The following is a 16,041-nucleotide window of genomic DNA, read 5'->3' on the forward strand; positions in this document are numbered from 1 at the left end:
CCTCCGGCCCGGCCGGGGGGCTCTTTTCGTTCAGGCCGCCGCCTGCATCCTGGCGCCCACGGCGCGGCGAATGGCGTTGAGCAGGACGTCGGGCTGAACCGGCTTCTGAACCACGCCGTCCATGCCGGCGGCGAGATAGGCGGCCGCGTCTCGCTCATCAGCGTTGGCGGTCAGCGCCAGGATCGGCAGCACGGCTTGCGCGCCGTCCAGCCCGCGAATGGCGCGGGTCGCGGCCACCCCGTCCATAATCGGCATCTTGATGTCCATGAGGATCAGGTCGTAGGCGCGGGTCCGCACGGCCTCGACCGCCTCTGCGCCGTTCTCGACCGCATCGTGGCTGCAGCCGAACATTTCCAGCAGTTTGCCGGCGAGGAACCGGTTGGCGGGATGATCGTCCGCCACCAGCACATGGAGCGTGTCGTGCGGAATCGGGGCCGCGACAGCCATTCGCGCAACCCCGGTTTCGGGGTTCGCCGGCTCAAGCACGAGTTCGAAGCGGAACCGCGCGCCGCCCAGCGGCGAGGCCTCGGCGGCGATGCGGCCGCCCATGCGCTCCACGATCTGACGACAGATGGCCAGACCCAGCCCGGCCCCCGCGCCCTGTCGCGTCGCATCCCCGGTGTTGAAGGGCTGAAAGACCGTCTGGGCCCGCTCCGGCGGCACGCCCGGGCCGGTGTCGTCGATACAGGCGGTCAGCGTCACGCGCCCATCCTCACGGTGCGCCGAGACCCTGGCCTCCACCCGTCCTTCGGGGGTGAATTTGATGGCGTTGCCGATCAGGTTGTTCAGTAGCTGCTTCAGCCGCGTTTCGTCCGCCTGGACCCACGCCGCGTCCCCGGCCTCACAGGCGACGAGCAGCGTCAGGCCCTTCTCCTCCGCCCGGGCCCGCCACAGGGCCTGCAGGTCCTCGGCCAGATTTGTCAGGTTCATGGGGGCCGGCTCCAGGCTCAGCATGCCCGCTTCGGCCCGCGACATGTCCAGGGCGTCGGTCAGCAGGCGCAGCAGGCTGGCGCCCGAGTCCAGGATGGTGCGCAGATGGGGCCGCAGGGATTCCTGCTCCAGTTGACGCTCCATCAGGGCGGCGACGCCCAGCACCCCGTTCAGCGGCGTGCGAATTTCATGGCTCATGACGGCCAGGAATTCGGATTTGGCGCGGCTGGAGGCCCGGGCTTCCGCTTCGGCCCGGGAGAGATTGCTGGCCAGGGCCGCCATCTCGTCGGCGCGGCGACGCGCCAGGGCGCCGGCGGCCTGAAGGACCTGGACGCCCGACCCGACGCCGGCGTAGCAACCCTGCTCGGTGACGATGAAGCCGGACAGCAGCCCACCCAGTCCCGCGGCGTCCACGGTTCGGAACAGGGCCTCGGCCTCGGTCCCGCCCTCCAGAATGAGGGGCGAAGCGTCCATAAGAGCCGAGATGGGTCGCCGGGCGTAAAGGGCGCGGCCGAACTCGGCGGCCATCTTCAGCGTGAAGGCGTTGCGCTCCACCAGCCCCAGCGGCCGCAGCCCTTCGTCCACCACCGCAATGGCCAGGGTGTCCGGTTCATTCTGGAACCGTTCGAACACGATCGACCCACTGACGTCCGGCCCGACGGGGGCGGCGCTCACGACAAAATCCCGGATGCGGGCCATGCACAACTCCTACTGAGCGAGGAGCGACTTAGGCGCGGAGCGATTAATGACAGCTTTGCCGTTTTAGAAGATTTTACAACACGTTCATATAGTTAGCTCAGTAAGCGGATCATTTTTCACCCAGAGCCTGGACCGGAACGTCCGAAATGGTGACCGGCCGCGCAGCATGGGGTTCACGCTCGCGCGCTCAAAGGCTAGAGGGTCGCGGTCATGACCGACCTGAACCAACTGGAACTGGACCTGATCAACGCCATCGGCGCGGCCGAGAGCGTGACGGGCCTCGAGGACATCCGCGTCGCCGCCCTGGGCAAATCCGGCTCGATATCGGGCCTGCTCAAGGGCATGGGCGCCATGAGCCCGGACGAGCGTCGCGAGCAGGGCCCGCGGCTCAATGGTCTGCGCGACCGGGTCAGCGCGGCCCTGGCCTCCCGCAAGGCAGAACTGGAGGCGGCCGAGCTGGACGCGCGGCTGCTGGCGGAACGCATTGATCTGACCCTGTCGGCCCGTCCGCGCCGCAAGGGCGGGGTGCATCCCACCATGCAGGCTATGGACGAGATCATCGCCATCTTCGCCGAAATGGGCTTCGCGGTGGCCGAAGGGCCGGACATCGAGGACGATTTCCACAACTTCACCGCCCTGAACTTCCCGCCCAGGCATCCGGCCCGCGAACTGCACGACACCTTCTTCCTCAAGGCTGATCCGGAAACCGGCGAGCGAAAGGTGCTGCGCACCCACACCAGCCCGGTTCAGGTACGCACCATGATGAGCGAAAAGCCGCCCATCCGCATCATCGCTCCGGGGCGCACCTTCCGGAAGGATTCCGACGCCACGCACACCCCCATGTTCCATCAGGTGGAGGGGCTGGTGATCGACCGCGCCATTCACATGGGCCACCTGAAATGGACGCTGGAAACCTTCGTGGCGCGCTACTTCGAGCTGTCGGGCGTCCACGCCCGGTTCCGCCCGCACCACTTCCCCTTCACCGAGCCGTCGGCCGAGATGGACATCCGCTGCGACCGCTCGGGCGGTTCGCTGAAGCTGAACGAGGGCGACGACTGGATGGAGATCCTGGGCTGCGGGATGGTGCATCCCAACGTGCTCAGGAATTGCGGCCTCGATCCTGAAGAATGGCAGGGCTTCGCCTTCGGCATGGGGGTCGATCGCCTGGCCATGCTGAAATACGGCATCACCGACCTGCGCCCCATGTTCGAGGCCGACACCCGGTGGCTGGCCCACTACGGCTTCTCGCCGTTCGTGGCGCCCAACGCGGCCTCTGGCTTGAGCTGAGAATTCATCATGACTGCGACCGCACAACCCATGACCCTCCCGCCGCTCGGCGACGGTCCTGACTATACGGACCAGCAGATCTGGCTGCCCCAGTTGATCGCAAGGTCGATGTCGGCGGGCTCGGCCGTGATCAAGGACAGGACGTTCACCCGCTGCCGCCTTGAGGGCCCTGCGGTCATTCTGGCTGCAGGCGGGGTAAACTTCGACGCCTGCGACATGGGTTACTCGGGAGGCGACATTCGCAACCTGCTGCTCAGACCCGTCGGACCCGAGAAGGTGATCGGGGCGATCGCCTTCCAGGATTGCGCCTTCCGCGAGTGCTCCTTCTACGCCGTCGGCTTCACAGGCAGCCCGGCCTTTATCGACAACTTCCTTCAGGTGCTGGGCGGTAGCGGCTCATGAAATTCACCCTCTCCTGGCTCAAGGAGCATCTTGAAACCGACGCCTCCATCAGCGCCCTGGCCGACGCCATGACCATGGCCGGGCTGGAGGTGGAGAAGGTGCTGGATTCCGCCGCCGCCCTGGAGCCGTTCAGCGTGGCGCGCATCGTCTCGGCCGAGCGCCACCCCAACGCGGACCGTCTGCAGGTCTGCCAGGTCGAGACCGTCGACGGGATCAAGGAAATCGTCTGCGGCGCGCCCAATGCGCGGACGGGTCTGGTAACCATCTATGCGCCCATCGGCGCCTGGGTGCCCGGCCTGGGCGTGACTCTGGTGGAGAAGCCGGTACGCGGCGTGATCTCCAACGGCATGCTGTGTTCGGCCTCCGAGCTGGAACAGGCAGGCGACAACCACGGCATTCTGGACCTGCCCGAAACCTGGGCCGTGGGCACGCCGGCGGCCGAGGTGTTCGCCGCCGAGCCGGTGATCGATTTCGAGGTGACCCCGAACCGCCCCGACTGGCTTGGGGTGTCAGGCATCGCCCGCGACCTGGCGGCCACCGGCATCGGCCGCTTCATCGATCGCACGCCCGCGCCGGTGAAGGGCGCCTTCCCCTGCCCCGTCTCCATCCGCCTCGAGGCGCCCGAGCTGTGCCCCGTCTTCGCAGGACGCGTGATCCGGGGCGTGAAGAACGGCCCCTCTCCCCGGTGGCTGCAGGACCGCCTCAAGGCCATAGGTCTGCGTCCCATCAACGCCCTGGTGGATGTCACCAATCTGATCACCCATGACCGGGCGCGGCCGCTGCACGTCTATGATATGGCCAAGCTGTCGGGCGATGTGATCGTGGCGCGTCACGGCCAGGCGGCGAAAGAGTCGGGCGAGCCCGAGCATCTGATCGCGCTGGACGGCAAGACCTACGCGGCGGCGCAAGGCATGTGCGTCATCGCCGACGCGGGCGGCGAGCGGCCCATCGGTCTGGGCGGCGTCATGGGCGGGGAGTCCACCGGCTGCGACGAGGCGACCACCGACGTCTTCATCGAAAGCGCCTGGTTCGACCCCCTGGCGACGGCCCAGACCGGGCGGGTCCTGACCATCAACTCCGACGCCCAGTATCGTTTCGCGCGGGGCGTGGACCCGGCCTTCATGGTCCCGGGACTGGAGCTGGCCACGGGCCTGATTCTGGACATGTGCGGCGGTGAGGCGTCGGAGATCACCGTGACCGGCGAGGCGCCCGCCGGGCCCGCCGCTTTCGACTTCGACCCCGAACAGGTCTGCCGCCTGTCGGGTCTGGCCATCGGCCGCGAGGGCGTGGTCGATGTGCTCTGCCGCCTTGGTTTCGAGGTGGAAGGACACGGCGTCACCGTGCGCGTCACGCCGCCGTCCTGGCGCCGGGATGTGGAAGGCCCCGCCGATCTGGTGGAGGAAGTGGCCCGCATCGTCGGCTATGACCAGCTTCCGACAACCCCCCTCCCCGACGTCGCCCGCGCGGCCTCCGGCGTGCTGGATACGCGCCAGAAGCGGGTGCGGGTCGCCCGCCGGGCGCTGGCCGCCATGGGCTATGCGGAGGCCCTGACCTGGTCCTTCACCCGCCGGGACAAGGCCGCCCTGTTCGGCGGGGGTGATGAGCGTCTCGTGCTGGAGAACCCCATCGCCTCGGATCTGGACTGCATGCGGCCCGCGATCCTTCCCAATCTGATCGAGGCGGCGGCGCGCAACGCCGCGCGCGGCCATCCGGATGTGGCCCTGTTCGAGATCGGCCCGATCTATCAGGGCGACGGTCCCGGGGACCAGCGGACAGTCATCGCCGGCCTGATCGCGCCTCACGGTCCCCGCCACTGGTCGGGCGCCTCCGAGGACGCCCTGATGATGCTCAAGGCCGACCTGCTGGCCCTGCTGGATGAACTGGGCGCCCCGGTCGCCTCAATGCAACTGGTTCAGGGCCAGAACCCCGAGTGGTGGCACCCCGGACGCTCGGCCCGTCTGCAACTGGGCCCGAAGACCATGATCGCCCACTTCGGCGCCCTGCACCCTCGCGTGCTCAAGGTGCTGGACGCCGACGGTCCCATGATCGGCTTCGAGATCGTGCTGGAGTCCGTACCCGAGCCGCGCGCCGCGAAGACGACGGGCAAGTCCCGCGGCCCGGCCGATCTTCCGGCGCTGATGCGCCTGACCCGGGATTTCGCCTTCGTGGTGGACGAGGCCGTGGCGGCGGGCGACCTGACCCGCGCGGTGGCCGGCGCCGACAAGACCCTGATCCAGGATGTGCGCGTGTTCGACGTCTATCGTGGCCAGGGTGTCGGCGAGGGCCACAAGTCCGTGGCCATTGAGGTTGTCATCCAGCCCCGCGAAACGACCCTGACCGACAAGGACATCGAGGCCCTGTCCGCCAGGGTGGTGGCGGCCGCGGCGAAGCTCGGGGCGAACCTCAGGAGCTGAGGGCGTCAGGCGGAAAGTGCACCAATTGCACTAATTAGACCGTGCACTTTCGTACTGGGCCACGACGGGCGGGGATTGCACCAATTGCACTGATTGCACCGTGCACGCAGCAGACTCCGAACCCGATCAGCCCCGGTCCATGGCGTTCAGGATGACGGCCGCCGCGTCGTCCGGCGCCAGGTCATGGGTCAGGGCGCGGCGGAACTGGCCATCCGGCCCCATCAGATAGACCGTCAGGGTGTGGTTCATGGTGTACCCGGGCCCGTCCCCCACCTTCTCGAAGAAGGCGCGATAGGCCCGCGCGGCCTGGGCCACCTGCTCGGGCGTGCCGGTCAGACCGGTGACGCCTTCGGGAAAGCTGCTGGTCTGGAGATAATCGCCCAGGAATTCCGGCGTGTCCCGTTCCGGGTCCACCGAGATGAACACGATCTCCAGATCGTCCCCCCGCTCGCCCATGGCCGCCCGGGTCGCCTTCAGCGACTGCAGGGTGGTCGGGCAATAGTCCGGGCAGCGGGTGAAGCCGAAGAAGACGGCGGTCCATTGCCCCTCCAGCATCGATTCATCCACGGCCTGGCCCGTCTGATCCACCAATTGGAACGGCCCGCCCACATCGGCCTGACCGGTGGAAACGGCTTCAGATTGCTGGCGGCCGTTCACCACCACCACCGTGACGACCGCCAGGGCCGCGGCGATGGCGATGCAGGCGCCGGCGAACAGAAGGATGGACTTGCGCGGCATTATGCGTGGGCTCCTGACGAGACGAAGGCTGTGCCCCGGTCTATAGAGGGGAGGTGAGCCAGTCCCAAGCCGACCCGTCGCCGCAGCCCGACCCGCCGGACGCCGCCGCCCTGCCGCGGCTGGTGCGCGGGCTGGAGCTGCGCACCCTGATCATCCTGCGCTGGCTGGCGGTGGCCGGCCAGACGGTGGCGGTGCTGACCGCCTCTCTGGTGCTGGACCTGGGCCTGCCCATCGGCGCCTGTCTGGTGGTGATCCTGGCCAGCGCCCTGATGAACATGACCGCCATGGCGCGGCTCCAGACCATTGAAGGCCGCCGCTCGGCCGGGCGGGAAACCACCGCCCAGCTGGGCTTCGACATCGTCCAGTTGGCGGTGCTTCTGGGTCTGACGGGCGGGCTGGAGAATCCGTTCTGTCTGCTGCTGGTGGCCCCGGTGACCGTCGCCGCCGCTGCCCTGCCGTCGCGTAACGCCATGATGCTGGGGGGGCTGGCCCTGCTGTGCACCATGGCGCTGTTCCTGTGGTCCATGCCGCTGCCGTGGAGCGAGGGCACGACCCTGAGCCTGCCGCCGCTCTACAAGGTGGGCATGGGACTGGCCGTGGGCGTTGGCGTGATCTTCACCGCCGGCTACGCCTGGCGCGTGGCGGAGGACGCCGACCGTCTGGCGCTGGCGCTGGCGGCGACCCAGCAGGTGCTGGAGCGCGAGCAACGGCTGGCGGCTCTGGGCGGGCTGGCCGCCGCCGCCGCCCACGAACTGGGCACGCCGCTGGCCACCATCCAGGTGGTGGCCAAGGAGATGCTGCGCGCCGCAAGCCGAAAATCGGGTGATCCCGCCGTGGCCGAGGATGCGCGTCTGCTGATCCAGCAGGCCGACCGCTGCCGGGAGATCCTGAAGCGGCTGTCGCAACGCCCCGAGGACGGCGACGCCATTTACGCCGAGGTCGGCCTGAAGGCCCTTCTGGAGGAGGTGGTCCAGCCCCACCGGGGCATCGATCTGGACATGGATTGCCGCATCGAGGGGGTGGCGGAGACCGATGCTCCTCACGTGCGCCGCCTGCCGGAAATCGTCCACGGCCTGTCAGCCATCGTTGAGAACGCCGCCGATTTCGCAGCCGAACGGGTGGAGGTGATCGCTCGGGTCGACGCCCGCCACGTTGAGGTGATCGTCGCCGACGACGGCCCCGGTTTCTCGCCGGAAATCCTGGCCCGTCTGGGCGAACCCTATGTGACCAGCCGGCCGCTGGGCCGATCGCGCAAGGGCAAGCAGGCGGCGGGCGCCGGCATGGGCGGCGGCATGGGGCTGGGTTTTTTCATCGCCCGGACCCTGCTGGAGCGGACCGGCGCCCGGGTATCTGCGGGAACCGGCGAAACGGGCGGCGCGCGGGTCACGGTGCGCTGGCCCCGCGCGGCGCTGGAAGCCGATCCGTCTTGACCTTGGCCGCCCAGCATCCGACTTGAAGAACAGGGAGTATCTAGAATCATGGCCAGTCTGGAAGACCGCATCGCCGCCCTTGAGGACAAGTCCCTGCTGCTGCTGGATGACGACCAGGCGCTGAGGACACGCCTTGGCCGGGCGCTGGAGTCGCGTGGCTTCGAGGTGACGACCGCCAGTTCCATCGCCGAGGCGCAGGACGCCCTGCGAGCCGGTCTGCCCGCGTTCGCGGTGCTGGATATGCGGCTGGAGGACGGGAACGGCCTGAAAATCGTCGAGGCCATCCGCGCCCGCCGCGACGACGCCCGCATGGTCATGCTGACCGGCTATGGCGCCATCGCCACCGCCGTGGCGGCGGTCAAGGCGGGGGCCGTGGACTATCTGTCCAAGCCCGCCGACGCCGACGATGTGGTCAAGGCCCTGATGAGCGAGGAAGGCGACGCGCCCGAGCCCCCCGACAATCCCATGTCCGCCGACCGGGTCCGCTGGGAACACATCCAGCGGGTCTATGAGCTGTGCGACCACAACGTCTCGGAAACCGCCCGCCGGCTGGGCATGCACCGCCGGACGCTGCAGCGGATCCTGGCCAAGCGCGCGCCGAGGTAGGGTTAGTCCCTGAGGCTTCTCATCGCGCCCAACCGGGCGAACGCCAGCGTGAGAGCCTTGCGCCGCGCCCCGGCCAAAGTCGCTATTGGCGCCTCGCGCACCACCGCGCCGCCGAAGCTGTCGGCAACGATCAGGCCGGGTTGCTCGGGCAGGATTCCATCGGGAAACTCCGGCGAAACGGCGAAATAGAAGGCGTCGCAGAAGGGCGCGTATTCGTGCCATTTGCGGTCCACCCGGTAATCCTCGACGCCGGACTTCACCTCGCAGATGGCGATCTCGCCGCGCGGGCCAAGCGCCATGACGTCGGCCCGGCGACCATTGGGCAGGCAGACCTCAAGCAGGGGCGCATAGCCCATGTCCGCCATCAGCCGCGCGGCGCCCCGCGTCACGGACTGGGTGGTCTCGGGCCGGCTGAAGACCAGCTCGATATGGACGGCGGCGGCGGGCATGCCGCCATATGTTCCGCATGTGTTCCAGTCGTCAAGACGTCATCAGCCGGGCGTGCTGATCACCTCGGAAGTGTCGAAGCCCAGGGCGCGGGCGCGGGCCAGCGCCGCAAGACGCACATCAGCCGAGGGGTTTTCCCGCCTCGACCAGATCCAGAAATGGCTCTTGTCCGGCAGTCCCATGATGGCCCAGCTGTAGTCCGGCGCGCGGTGCCAGACCCAGTAGCTCTGGCTGGCGAGGCCGCCAAACGATGGGATTCCGGCCAGAGACATGCGGAATTTGGCATTGGCATCCGTCACCCGAGCATTGGCGGTCAGCGTCTCCTGATTGCCGTCGGCGCGGCGGACGCAGGTGTGGACCACGCGATATCGGCCCGGCTGATCCTGACCGGTGAAATCCACAGACAAACGCGTACAGTCTCGCTGAAACCGGTTGGGGTTGCGGGCGATCTCGTACCAGCGGCCCGAGAACCGATCCAGATCAAGGTCCGCGACCTGGGTTGAAGCGGTTTGAGGCCACATCAGGTTCGTCGCCACAACAAGCGCAGCAATGGCCGGTGTGATCTTCATGAACGAGCTCCCTCTCATGTCGTGCAGAGCTACGAGCCGTCAGGGGGGCCGGTTTCAAGCAAACAATAAACCAATCGGTTGACTTTTCCTGACAGCCGCGCATTCTCAACCACATGGTTGAACATAATTTTCCCGAACTCAATGGCGTGTTTCACGCGCTCAGCGACCCTACACGGCGCGGCATGCTGGCTGATCTCGCCGTGGGCGAGCGGACAGTAAGCCAGCTCGCCGCGCCCTATCCCATCTCACTGGCCGCCGCTTCCAAGCACATCAGGACGCTGGAGACCGCCGGCCTGATCCGGCGCGAGGTCCTGGGCCGCGTGCATCTGTGCCGGCTTGACCCCGGCCCCCTCGCCGACGCCCACCAATGGCTGGGCGTCTACGAGCGCTTCTGGACCGCGCGACTGGATGACCTGGAGCGGATCCTCCGCGACCCCGCCGTCAAAACCCCCAAGCAAGGAGACGACCAATGAGCGACACAGCCACCCTCGACGCCTATGCCGATCTGATCGAACCGACGACCCTGAGAATCCAGCGTCTCCTGCCCGGTCCCGTCGACCGGGTGTGGGCCTACCTGACCGAGAGCGAACTGCGCCGCCAGTGGCTCGCATCCGGCGACATGGAGATGAAGGTCGGCTCGGCCTTTGAACTGGAATGGCGAAACAATGAACTGACGGATCCTCCCGGGCGTCCGCCCGAAGGCTTCGACGGCCGCCACACCCTGGCCAGCCGGATCACCGAACTGGTCCCTCTTCAGCGCCTCGGCATCGAATGGGGCGCGTCCGCCGGGGTCATCTTCGATCTTGAGCCCATGGGGGACGAGGTCATGCTGACCATCACCCACAAGCGTGCGCCGGACCGCTCGGTTCTGGTGAACGTGAGCGCCGGATGGCACGCCCATCTCGATGTATTGGCGGGACGCCTGGGCGACGGCGCGCCCGGGCCCTTCTGGGACCACTGGACGGCGTTGAGGGCCCAGTACGAACAACGCATTCCGGCCTGACGAAGGTGAGACCCTCTCGACCGCTCCCGGGCGGTCGGGAGGAACGGCCGGTCAGCCCGTCAGGCGACCGCTGTCCTTCAGGGCGGCGATGATCGCCTCGCAAGCCTGTTCCGGGCTCATGACCGTGGTGTCGACGCGGATTTCGGCGTTCTCGGGCGGCTCATAGGGGCTGTCGATGCCGGTGAAGTTCTTGAGTTCGCCGCGCCGGGCCTTGGCGTAGAGGCCCTTGGGATCGCGGGCCTCCACTTCGGCCAGCGGCGTATCGATGAAGACCTCGATGAACTCGCCCTCCGCCATCCGCTCGCGCGCCAGACGCCGCTCGGCCCTGAAGGGGGAGATGAAGGACACCAGCACGATCAGGCCCGCATCGGTCATCAGGCGCGCCACCTCGGCGACCCGACGGATGTTCTCGACGCGATCCGCCTCGGTGAAGCCCAGGTCGCGGTTCAGGCCGTGGCGGACATTGTCGCCGTCCAGGATGCAGGCATGGCGGCCCTCGGCGTGCAGACGCTTCTCCACCAGATTGGCGATGGTGGACTTGCCCGACCCGGACAGGCCGGTGAACCAGACCACCGCCGGCTTCTGGCCCTTGGCGGCGGCGCGGGACTCCCGCGTCACGTCCAGCGCCTGCCAGTGGATGTTGTGGGACCGGCGCAGGGCGAAGCGGATCATGCCCGCACCCACCGTTGCGTTGGTGATGCGGTCCATCAGGATAAAGCCGCCCAGGCCCCGGTCGATCTCGTAGGGCTCGAAGGCCACCGGCTGGGACAACGACACATTGCAGATCGCGATCTCGTTCAGATTCACGGTCTTGGCGGCGCTCTCCTGCAGGCTGTTCACGTCCACGCGGTGCTTGATCCCGGTGATCTGGGCGGACACGGTGCGGGAGCCGATCTTGAGCCAGTAGGAGCGCCCCGCCAGCAGTTCATCCTCGGCCATCCACACGATGGTCGTCTCGAACTGGTCCGAGGTTTCCGGCGGCGCGTCCGCTGCGGCGAGGACGTCGCCGCGCGATACATCCACCTCATCATCCAGAGTCAGGGTGACAGACTGGCCCGCCGTCGCCTTATCCAGATCACCGCCAAGGGTGACAATGCGCGAGACGCGGGTGGTGCGGCCCGATGGCAAGACGCGCACGGAATCGCCCGGCTTCACCACGCCGGAAGCGATCTGGCCGGCGAATCCCCGGAAGTTCAGGTTCGGGCGGTTCACCCACTGCACCGGCATACGGAACGGCCTGCGGGCCAGCCGCTCATCGTCCACTTCCACCGTCTCCAGATGCTCGATCAGGGACGGGCCGTCGTACCAGGGCGTGTGCTCGCTCGTGCCTGTGATGTTGTCGCCCATCAGGCCCGAGATCGGAATGCACAGCACGTCCTGAATGCCCAGTTTCCCGGCGAAGGCCCGGTAATCGGCGACGATCTCGTCAAAGACCTCGCGCGACCAGCCCACCAGATCCATCTTGTTCACGGCCAGCACCACGTGCCGGATGCCGAGCAGCGAGACCAGATAGCTGTGCCGGCGCGTCTGGGTCAGCACGCCCTTGCGGGCGTCGATCAGCACCACCGCCAGATCGGCTGTGGAGGCGCCGGTGACCATGTTGCGGGTGTACTGCTCGTGACCGGGGGTATCGGCGACGATGAACTTCCGCCTGGCTGTGGCGAAGAACCGGTACGCAACATCGATGGTGATGCCCTGTTCGCGCTCGGCGGCCAGACCGTCTACCAGCAGGGCGAAGTCCAGGGCGCCGCCCTGGGTTCCCACTTTTTTCGAGTCCGCTTCCAGCGCCGTCATCTGGTCGTCGAAGACCATGCGGGAGTCATAGAGCAGGCGACCGATCAGGGTGGACTTGCCATCGTCCACCGAGCCGCAGGTGATGAAGCGCAGCAAGCTCTTCGATTCATGCTCGGCCAGAAAGGCGTCGATGTCCTCGGCCGCCAGGTCCGCAGGGCGGTATCGGGGCTTTGTGGCGGGAGCCATCAGAAATAGCCCTCCTGCTTCTTCTTCTCCATGGAGGCGGTCTGGTCATGATCGATGGCCCGCCCCTGGCGTTCGGACGTGGTGGTCAACAGCATCTCCTGAACCACTTCCGCCAGGGTTGACGCCTCGGACCGGACCGCGCCGGTCAGGGGATAGCAGCCCAGGGTGCGGAACCGGACCCTGGCCATTTCCGGCGTCTCACCGGGGCGCAGGGGCATCCTGTCGTCATCCACCATGATGAGGGCGCCGTCCCGCTCCACCACGGGGCGTTCTGCGGCGAAATACAGCGGCGCGACGGGGATCGACTCGCGCATGATGTATTGCCACACGTCCAGCTCTGTCCAGTTGGAGATGGGGAAGACGCGAATGGATTCCCCCGCGTTCACACGCGTGTTGTAAAGGCTCCACAGCTCGGGCCGCTGCGCCCTGGGATCCCACCGGTGGCCCGCGTTGCGGAACGAGAACACCCGCTCCTTGGCCCGGCTCTTTTCCTCGTCTCGGCGGGCGCCGCCGAAGGCTGCGTCGAAGCCGTACTGATCCAGGGCCAACTTCAGCCCCTCGGTCTTCCAGAGGTCGGTATGAACGGTCGCCCCGTGGTCGAACGGGTTGATGCCCCGGGCTTCGGCGTCGGGATTGCGGAAGACCAGCAGTTCCATGCCGGACTCGGCGGCCATACGGTCACGCAAGGCGTACATGTCCCGGAACTTCCAGGTCGTATCCACATGGAGCAGCGGGAAGGGCGGCGGCGCCGGATAGAACGCCTTGCGCGCCAGATGCAGCATCACCGCTGAATCCTTGCCCACAGAGTAAAGCATTACCGGCCGCGCGATCTCGGCCGCGACCTCGCGGATGATGTGAATGCTTTCCGCCTCCAGCCGGTCAAGGTGGGTCAGGCGATGAGCTGGCAAGGCTGTGGTCAGGGTCGCCTCCTGGCGAAAACTTGGCGGCGCACGTCGCATACATATCGCCCGGGGGGACGAACGGAACCGGGACTTAACCCCCGAGCATTGCGAATGCGGCCGATATTTTCTGACCCTGGCCTATAGCTCAGCCCCAAGGCCAAGCTCAGCCGCTGTAACTCGCCACCGCCGCCACGATCCGGTCCTGGGTCTCCTCGTCCAGCCAGGCGTGCATGGGAAGGCTGATGACCCGTTCGGCCTTGGCGTCGGTGACCGGCAGTCCCCCCGGCCCCGTGGGATACTCCGCATAGGCCGGCTGGCGATGCATCGGGATGGGATAATAGACCGCCGTGGGCACGCCTTGCGCCTTGAGGTGAGCCGCCAGACCGTCCCGGTCGTCGTGTTCGATCGTGTATTGGGCCCAGACAGAAACGCCGCCGTCCATGACAGCAGGCGCCGAGGCCACGTGAGGGCCCAGCAGACGACTGTATCGCCCGGCGATCTGGTTTCTCCGCTCGATCTCGTCGGCGAAGATGGCCAGCTTCTCGATGAGAATGGCCGCCTGGATGGTGTCCAGACGCGAGTTCATGCCCACGCGCATGTTGAGATACTTGGGATCGTGTTCGAAGGCGCGTCCCTCAAGGTCCCGGGCCACGGCCTTTCCATGCACACGCAGGGAATCCAGCAACTGGACGAGATCGTCATCGTTTGTCAGCACCGCGCCGCCGTCGCCGTAGCAGCCCAGCGGCTTGGCCGGGAAAAAGCTGGTCGTCGCCGCGTCGGCCCAGGAAACAGGGTGTTTTCCGTGCAGTGTGCAGCCGAAGCCCTGGGCGGTGTCGGCGATCAGTTTCAACCCGTGGCGGCGGGCGATCTCGGCGATGCGAGGATAGTCCGCAGGCTGGCCGAACAGGTCCACGGCGATGATCACCCGGGGGACAAGCTTGCCCTCGGCCTTCACGGCCTTGATCGCGGCCTCAAGATGAGCCGGATCCATATTGTAGGTCAGGGGGTCGATATCGACGAAGACCGGCGTGGCCTGGAACCAGGGAACAATCTCGGCCGTGGCGGCGAAGGTGAAGGAAGGGCAGAAGACCGCGTCGCCCGGCCCGATACCCCACGCCATCAGCGGCAGGGCGAGGGCGTCGGTGCCGTTGGCGCAGGATACGGCATGCCTCGCCTGGCCGAAATCAGCCAGCTGCTGCTCGAACGTCCGAACATCAGGGCCCATCACATAGGCGCCGCCGGCGATGACCTTGAGCACCGCAGCGTCGATTCGGTCCGCGATCCGCGCTCGCTGGGCCTGGAGGTCTATGAAAGCGATGCTCATGGGGCGGTCCTGATTATCCGTGATAGGTCAGTTTCGTCATAAGGCTCCCGCGTCCGGCGGGTAAAGCGTCGAGGGCCTCACCATTGATGTCGCTTCATTAACGCACAATTGGGGTGTCCGACCCCTGCCGACGCAACTTTCTGTCGCATTACGGCCACGGTTTTCGCCCTGCGGCGCCCCCTTGGGCTTGCCGGTATCGACCTCCCCTATCAGGGCTGTTATGACCAAATCGGGGCGGCAGGACCGCCGAGGAAACTGCGGAGAGGGCTAGCACCCATGCGCTTGAAGAATATTATGATGGCCACGGGCGCCGCTGCTGCGCTCGCGTTTGCGGCGACCAGCGCGTCGGCGGAACCGGATGGTTGGTACGGAGCGATCGACCTGGGCGGTCACTTCCTTGAGAACGACCTGAACATGCGCTCCGACGCCGGACCCGCATGGAACTGGGAAGTGAATCCCGGTTTCGCGTACTTTGCGCGGATCGGCTACCGCCTGAACCCGAACTGGCGTATTGAAGTCGAAGCTGGCCACCGTGATGGCGACATCGGACGCGTGCGTCGGGCCAGTGACGCGGTCCCCTCCGGGCTTTGCAACTACACTCCCGCGACCGGTCCCTGCCATTCGCCTGAAGGCGATATCGACTCCACAACCGTGTTCATGAACATCATTCATGATTTTGGTTCCCCGGACTGGGCCGCCCGGCCGTTCCTGGGCGTCGGCGTCGGCGCCAACCGGATCACCATCGACACCGAAGGTGATCTGCGAGGAAACCGCGCCGCCTCGCTGGGTGCGGATGACGACAACATCGAGATGGCCTTCCAGGCCCTGGCGGGCGTGGCCTGGGCCTTGGGCGACCGTGCGAATGTCGACCTGACCTACCGTTACCTGACCGGCGACGCAGCCTGGGACACCTCCACCTTTAACGCCCCCGCGCTGGGCCGCTTCGAAGGCGACTACGACTTCAGCCACACCCTGACCGTGGGTCTGCGCTATGCGTTCGGTCCGGTCGCGGCGCCTCCGCCGCCTCCCCCCCCGCCGCCGCCGCCGCCTCCCCCGCCGCCGCCTCCCCCGCCGCCTCCGCCTCCGCCGCCCGCTCCGGCGCCGACGGCCGAGCAGTTCGTGGTCTACTTCGACTGGGATCGCTCGGACCTGACCGCCGAAGCGCGCAACGTGGTGACCGCCGCGGCCAACCACGCCCGCTCGGGCAGCCCGACCCGCGTCCTGATCGTCGGTCACACCGACACCTCGGGTTCGGCCCAGTACAACATGGGTCTGTCCCAGCGCCGGGCCCGCACCGTGGCTGACGCCCT

15 protein-coding genes are annotated in these 16,041 nt (G+C 67.2%); 8 read left to right on the forward strand and 7 right to left on the reverse strand.

Annotation, left to right across the window (positions count from 1 at the left end):
* Positions 1-30: 30 nt before the first annotated feature.
* Positions 31-1,629: an ATP-binding protein gene (locus ACK4FB_RS04080; protein ID WP_409748101.1), complete on the reverse strand. Its 1,599-nt coding sequence runs from the start codon at positions 1,627-1,629 to the stop codon at positions 31-33.
* 210 nt (positions 1,630-1,839) lie between these two features.
* Here ACK4FB_RS04080 and pheS point away from each other — a divergent pair, with 210 nt between their 5' ends.
* Genes pheS through pheT form a run of 3 tightly spaced genes read left to right on the forward strand, consistent with a single transcriptional unit; the run spans position 1,840 to position 5,732 of the window.
* Positions 1,840-2,916 (forward strand): phenylalanine--tRNA ligase subunit alpha, encoded by a 1,077-nt coding sequence (pheS, locus tag ACK4FB_RS04085; protein WP_409748103.1) that lies wholly within the window; start codon positions 1,840-1,842, stop codon positions 2,914-2,916.
* 9 nt (positions 2,917-2,925) lie between these two features.
* Positions 2,926-3,318, forward strand: a complete 393-nt coding sequence (locus tag ACK4FB_RS04090) for a hypothetical protein (RefSeq protein WP_409748105.1) — start codon at positions 2,926-2,928, stop codon at positions 3,316-3,318.
* Complete coding sequence (gene pheT / locus ACK4FB_RS04095; protein ID WP_409748107.1) at positions 3,315-5,732, forward strand: phenylalanine--tRNA ligase subunit beta; 2,418 nt, start codon at positions 3,315-3,317, stop codon at positions 5,730-5,732. Before ACK4FB_RS04090 ends, pheT begins: the two co-directional genes overlap by 4 nt.
* A gap of 126 nt (positions 5,733-5,858) precedes the next feature.
* On the opposite strand, the gene ACK4FB_RS04100 is transcribed toward pheT, so the two are convergent.
* Complete coding sequence (locus ACK4FB_RS04100; protein WP_409748109.1) at positions 5,859-6,470, reverse strand: SCO family protein; 612 nt, start codon at positions 6,468-6,470, stop codon at positions 5,859-5,861.
* 53 nt (positions 6,471-6,523) lie between these two features.
* Here ACK4FB_RS04100 and ACK4FB_RS04105 point away from each other — a divergent pair, with 53 nt between their 5' ends.
* Both ACK4FB_RS04105 and ACK4FB_RS04110 read left to right on the forward strand, forming a co-directional pair.
* Entirely contained in the window at positions 6,524-7,900 is a 1,377-nt protein-coding gene (locus ACK4FB_RS04105; RefSeq protein WP_409748111.1) for an ActS/PrrB/RegB family redox-sensitive histidine kinase, read from the forward strand.
* A gap of 48 nt (positions 7,901-7,948) precedes the next feature.
* Complete coding sequence (locus ACK4FB_RS04110) at positions 7,949-8,506, forward strand: ActR/PrrA/RegA family redox response regulator transcription factor (protein ID WP_409691659.1); 558 nt, start codon at positions 7,949-7,951, stop codon at positions 8,504-8,506.
* A 2-nt stretch (positions 8,507-8,508) separates the two neighbouring features.
* Here the strand turns inward: ACK4FB_RS04110 and mmcB are convergent, their stop codons facing one another.
* Together mmcB and ACK4FB_RS04120 are read right to left on the reverse strand one after the other, a co-directional pair.
* Complete coding sequence (gene mmcB, locus ACK4FB_RS04115) at positions 8,509-8,955, reverse strand: DNA repair putative endonuclease MmcB (RefSeq protein WP_409748113.1); 447 nt, start codon at positions 8,953-8,955, stop codon at positions 8,509-8,511.
* 42 nt (positions 8,956-8,997) lie between these two features.
* Complete coding sequence (locus tag ACK4FB_RS04120) at positions 8,998-9,522, reverse strand: lipocalin family protein (RefSeq protein WP_409748115.1); 525 nt, start codon at positions 9,520-9,522, stop codon at positions 8,998-9,000.
* A gap of 113 nt (positions 9,523-9,635) precedes the next feature.
* Between ACK4FB_RS04120 and ACK4FB_RS04125 the strand changes: the two genes are divergently transcribed.
* Positions 9,636-9,995 (forward strand): ArsR/SmtB family transcription factor, encoded by a 360-nt coding sequence (locus ACK4FB_RS04125; protein WP_409748117.1) that lies wholly within the window; start codon positions 9,636-9,638, stop codon positions 9,993-9,995.
* Positions 9,992-10,525, forward strand: a complete 534-nt coding sequence (locus ACK4FB_RS04130) for an SRPBCC family protein (protein WP_409748119.1) — start codon at positions 9,992-9,994, stop codon at positions 10,523-10,525. Before ACK4FB_RS04125 ends, ACK4FB_RS04130 begins: the two co-directional genes overlap by 4 nt.
* A gap of 51 nt (positions 10,526-10,576) precedes the next feature.
* On the opposite strand, the gene cysN is transcribed toward ACK4FB_RS04130, so the two are convergent.
* The 3 genes from cysN to ACK4FB_RS04145 all read right to left on the reverse strand — a co-directional run bounded on the left by cysN (position 10,577) and on the right by ACK4FB_RS04145 (position 14,731).
* Positions 10,577-12,505 (reverse strand): sulfate adenylyltransferase subunit CysN, encoded by a 1,929-nt coding sequence (cysN, locus tag ACK4FB_RS04135; RefSeq protein WP_409748121.1) that lies wholly within the window; start codon positions 12,503-12,505, stop codon positions 10,577-10,579.
* Positions 12,505-13,464 carry a sulfate adenylyltransferase subunit CysD gene (gene cysD, locus ACK4FB_RS04140; RefSeq protein ID WP_409748123.1) on the reverse strand — a complete coding sequence of 320 codons (960 nt, stop codon included), beginning with the start codon at positions 13,462-13,464 and terminating at the stop codon, positions 12,505-12,507. Before cysD ends, cysN begins: the two co-directional genes overlap by 1 nt.
* Positions 13,465-13,570: 106 nt before the next feature.
* Positions 13,571-14,731, reverse strand: a complete 1,161-nt coding sequence (locus ACK4FB_RS04145; protein WP_409748125.1) for a DegT/DnrJ/EryC1/StrS family aminotransferase — start codon at positions 14,729-14,731, stop codon at positions 13,571-13,573.
* 276 nt (positions 14,732-15,007) lie between these two features.
* Between ACK4FB_RS04145 and ACK4FB_RS04150 the strand changes: the two genes are divergently transcribed.
* Positions 15,008-16,041 (forward strand): OmpA family protein (locus ACK4FB_RS04150; RefSeq protein WP_409748127.1); only part of this gene is annotated, 1,034 nt, incomplete at its 3' end.

Source organism: Brevundimonas sp. (assembly GCF_046299535.1).
Lineage (GTDB): Bacteria > Pseudomonadota > Alphaproteobacteria > Caulobacterales > Caulobacteraceae > Brevundimonas.

What these genes read in the sequence shown, in the direction of transcription:
- ACK4FB_RS04080 (WP_409748101.1), bottom strand. Translation starts at nt 1,629, where the DNA reads ATGGCCCGCATCCGGGATTTTGTCGTGAGCGCCGCCCCCGTCGGGCCG.
- ACK4FB_RS04090 (WP_409748105.1), top strand. Translation starts at nt 2,926, where the DNA reads ATGACTGCGACCGCACAACCCATGACCCTCCCGCCGCTCGGCGACGGT.
- ACK4FB_RS04145 (WP_409748125.1), bottom strand. Translation starts at nt 14,731, where the DNA reads ATGAGCATCGCTTTCATAGACCTCCAGGCCCAGCGAGCGCGGATCGCG.
- cysN (WP_409748121.1), bottom strand. Translation starts at nt 12,505, where the DNA reads ATGGCTCCCGCCACAAAGCCCCGATACCGCCCTGCGGACCTGGCGGCC.
- pheT (WP_409748107.1), top strand. Translation starts at nt 3,315, where the DNA reads ATGAAATTCACCCTCTCCTGGCTCAAGGAGCATCTTGAAACCGACGCC.
- ACK4FB_RS04100 (WP_409748109.1), bottom strand. Translation starts at nt 6,470, where the DNA reads ATGCCGCGCAAGTCCATCCTTCTGTTCGCCGGCGCCTGCATCGCCATC.
- ACK4FB_RS04110 (WP_409691659.1), top strand. Translation starts at nt 7,949, where the DNA reads ATGGCCAGTCTGGAAGACCGCATCGCCGCCCTTGAGGACAAGTCCCTG.
- mmcB (WP_409748113.1), bottom strand. Translation starts at nt 8,955, where the DNA reads ATGCCCGCCGCCGCCGTCCATATCGAGCTGGTCTTCAGCCGGCCCGAG.
- cysD (WP_409748123.1), bottom strand. Translation starts at nt 13,464, where the DNA reads ATGCGACGTGCGCCGCCAAGTTTTCGCCAGGAGGCGACCCTGACCACA.
- ACK4FB_RS04120 (WP_409748115.1), bottom strand. Translation starts at nt 9,522, where the DNA reads ATGAAGATCACACCGGCCATTGCTGCGCTTGTTGTGGCGACGAACCTG.
- pheS (WP_409748103.1), top strand. Translation starts at nt 1,840, where the DNA reads ATGACCGACCTGAACCAACTGGAACTGGACCTGATCAACGCCATCGGC.
- ACK4FB_RS04130 (WP_409748119.1), top strand. Translation starts at nt 9,992, where the DNA reads ATGAGCGACACAGCCACCCTCGACGCCTATGCCGATCTGATCGAACCG.
- ACK4FB_RS04125 (WP_409748117.1), top strand. Translation starts at nt 9,636, where the DNA reads ATGGTTGAACATAATTTTCCCGAACTCAATGGCGTGTTTCACGCGCTC.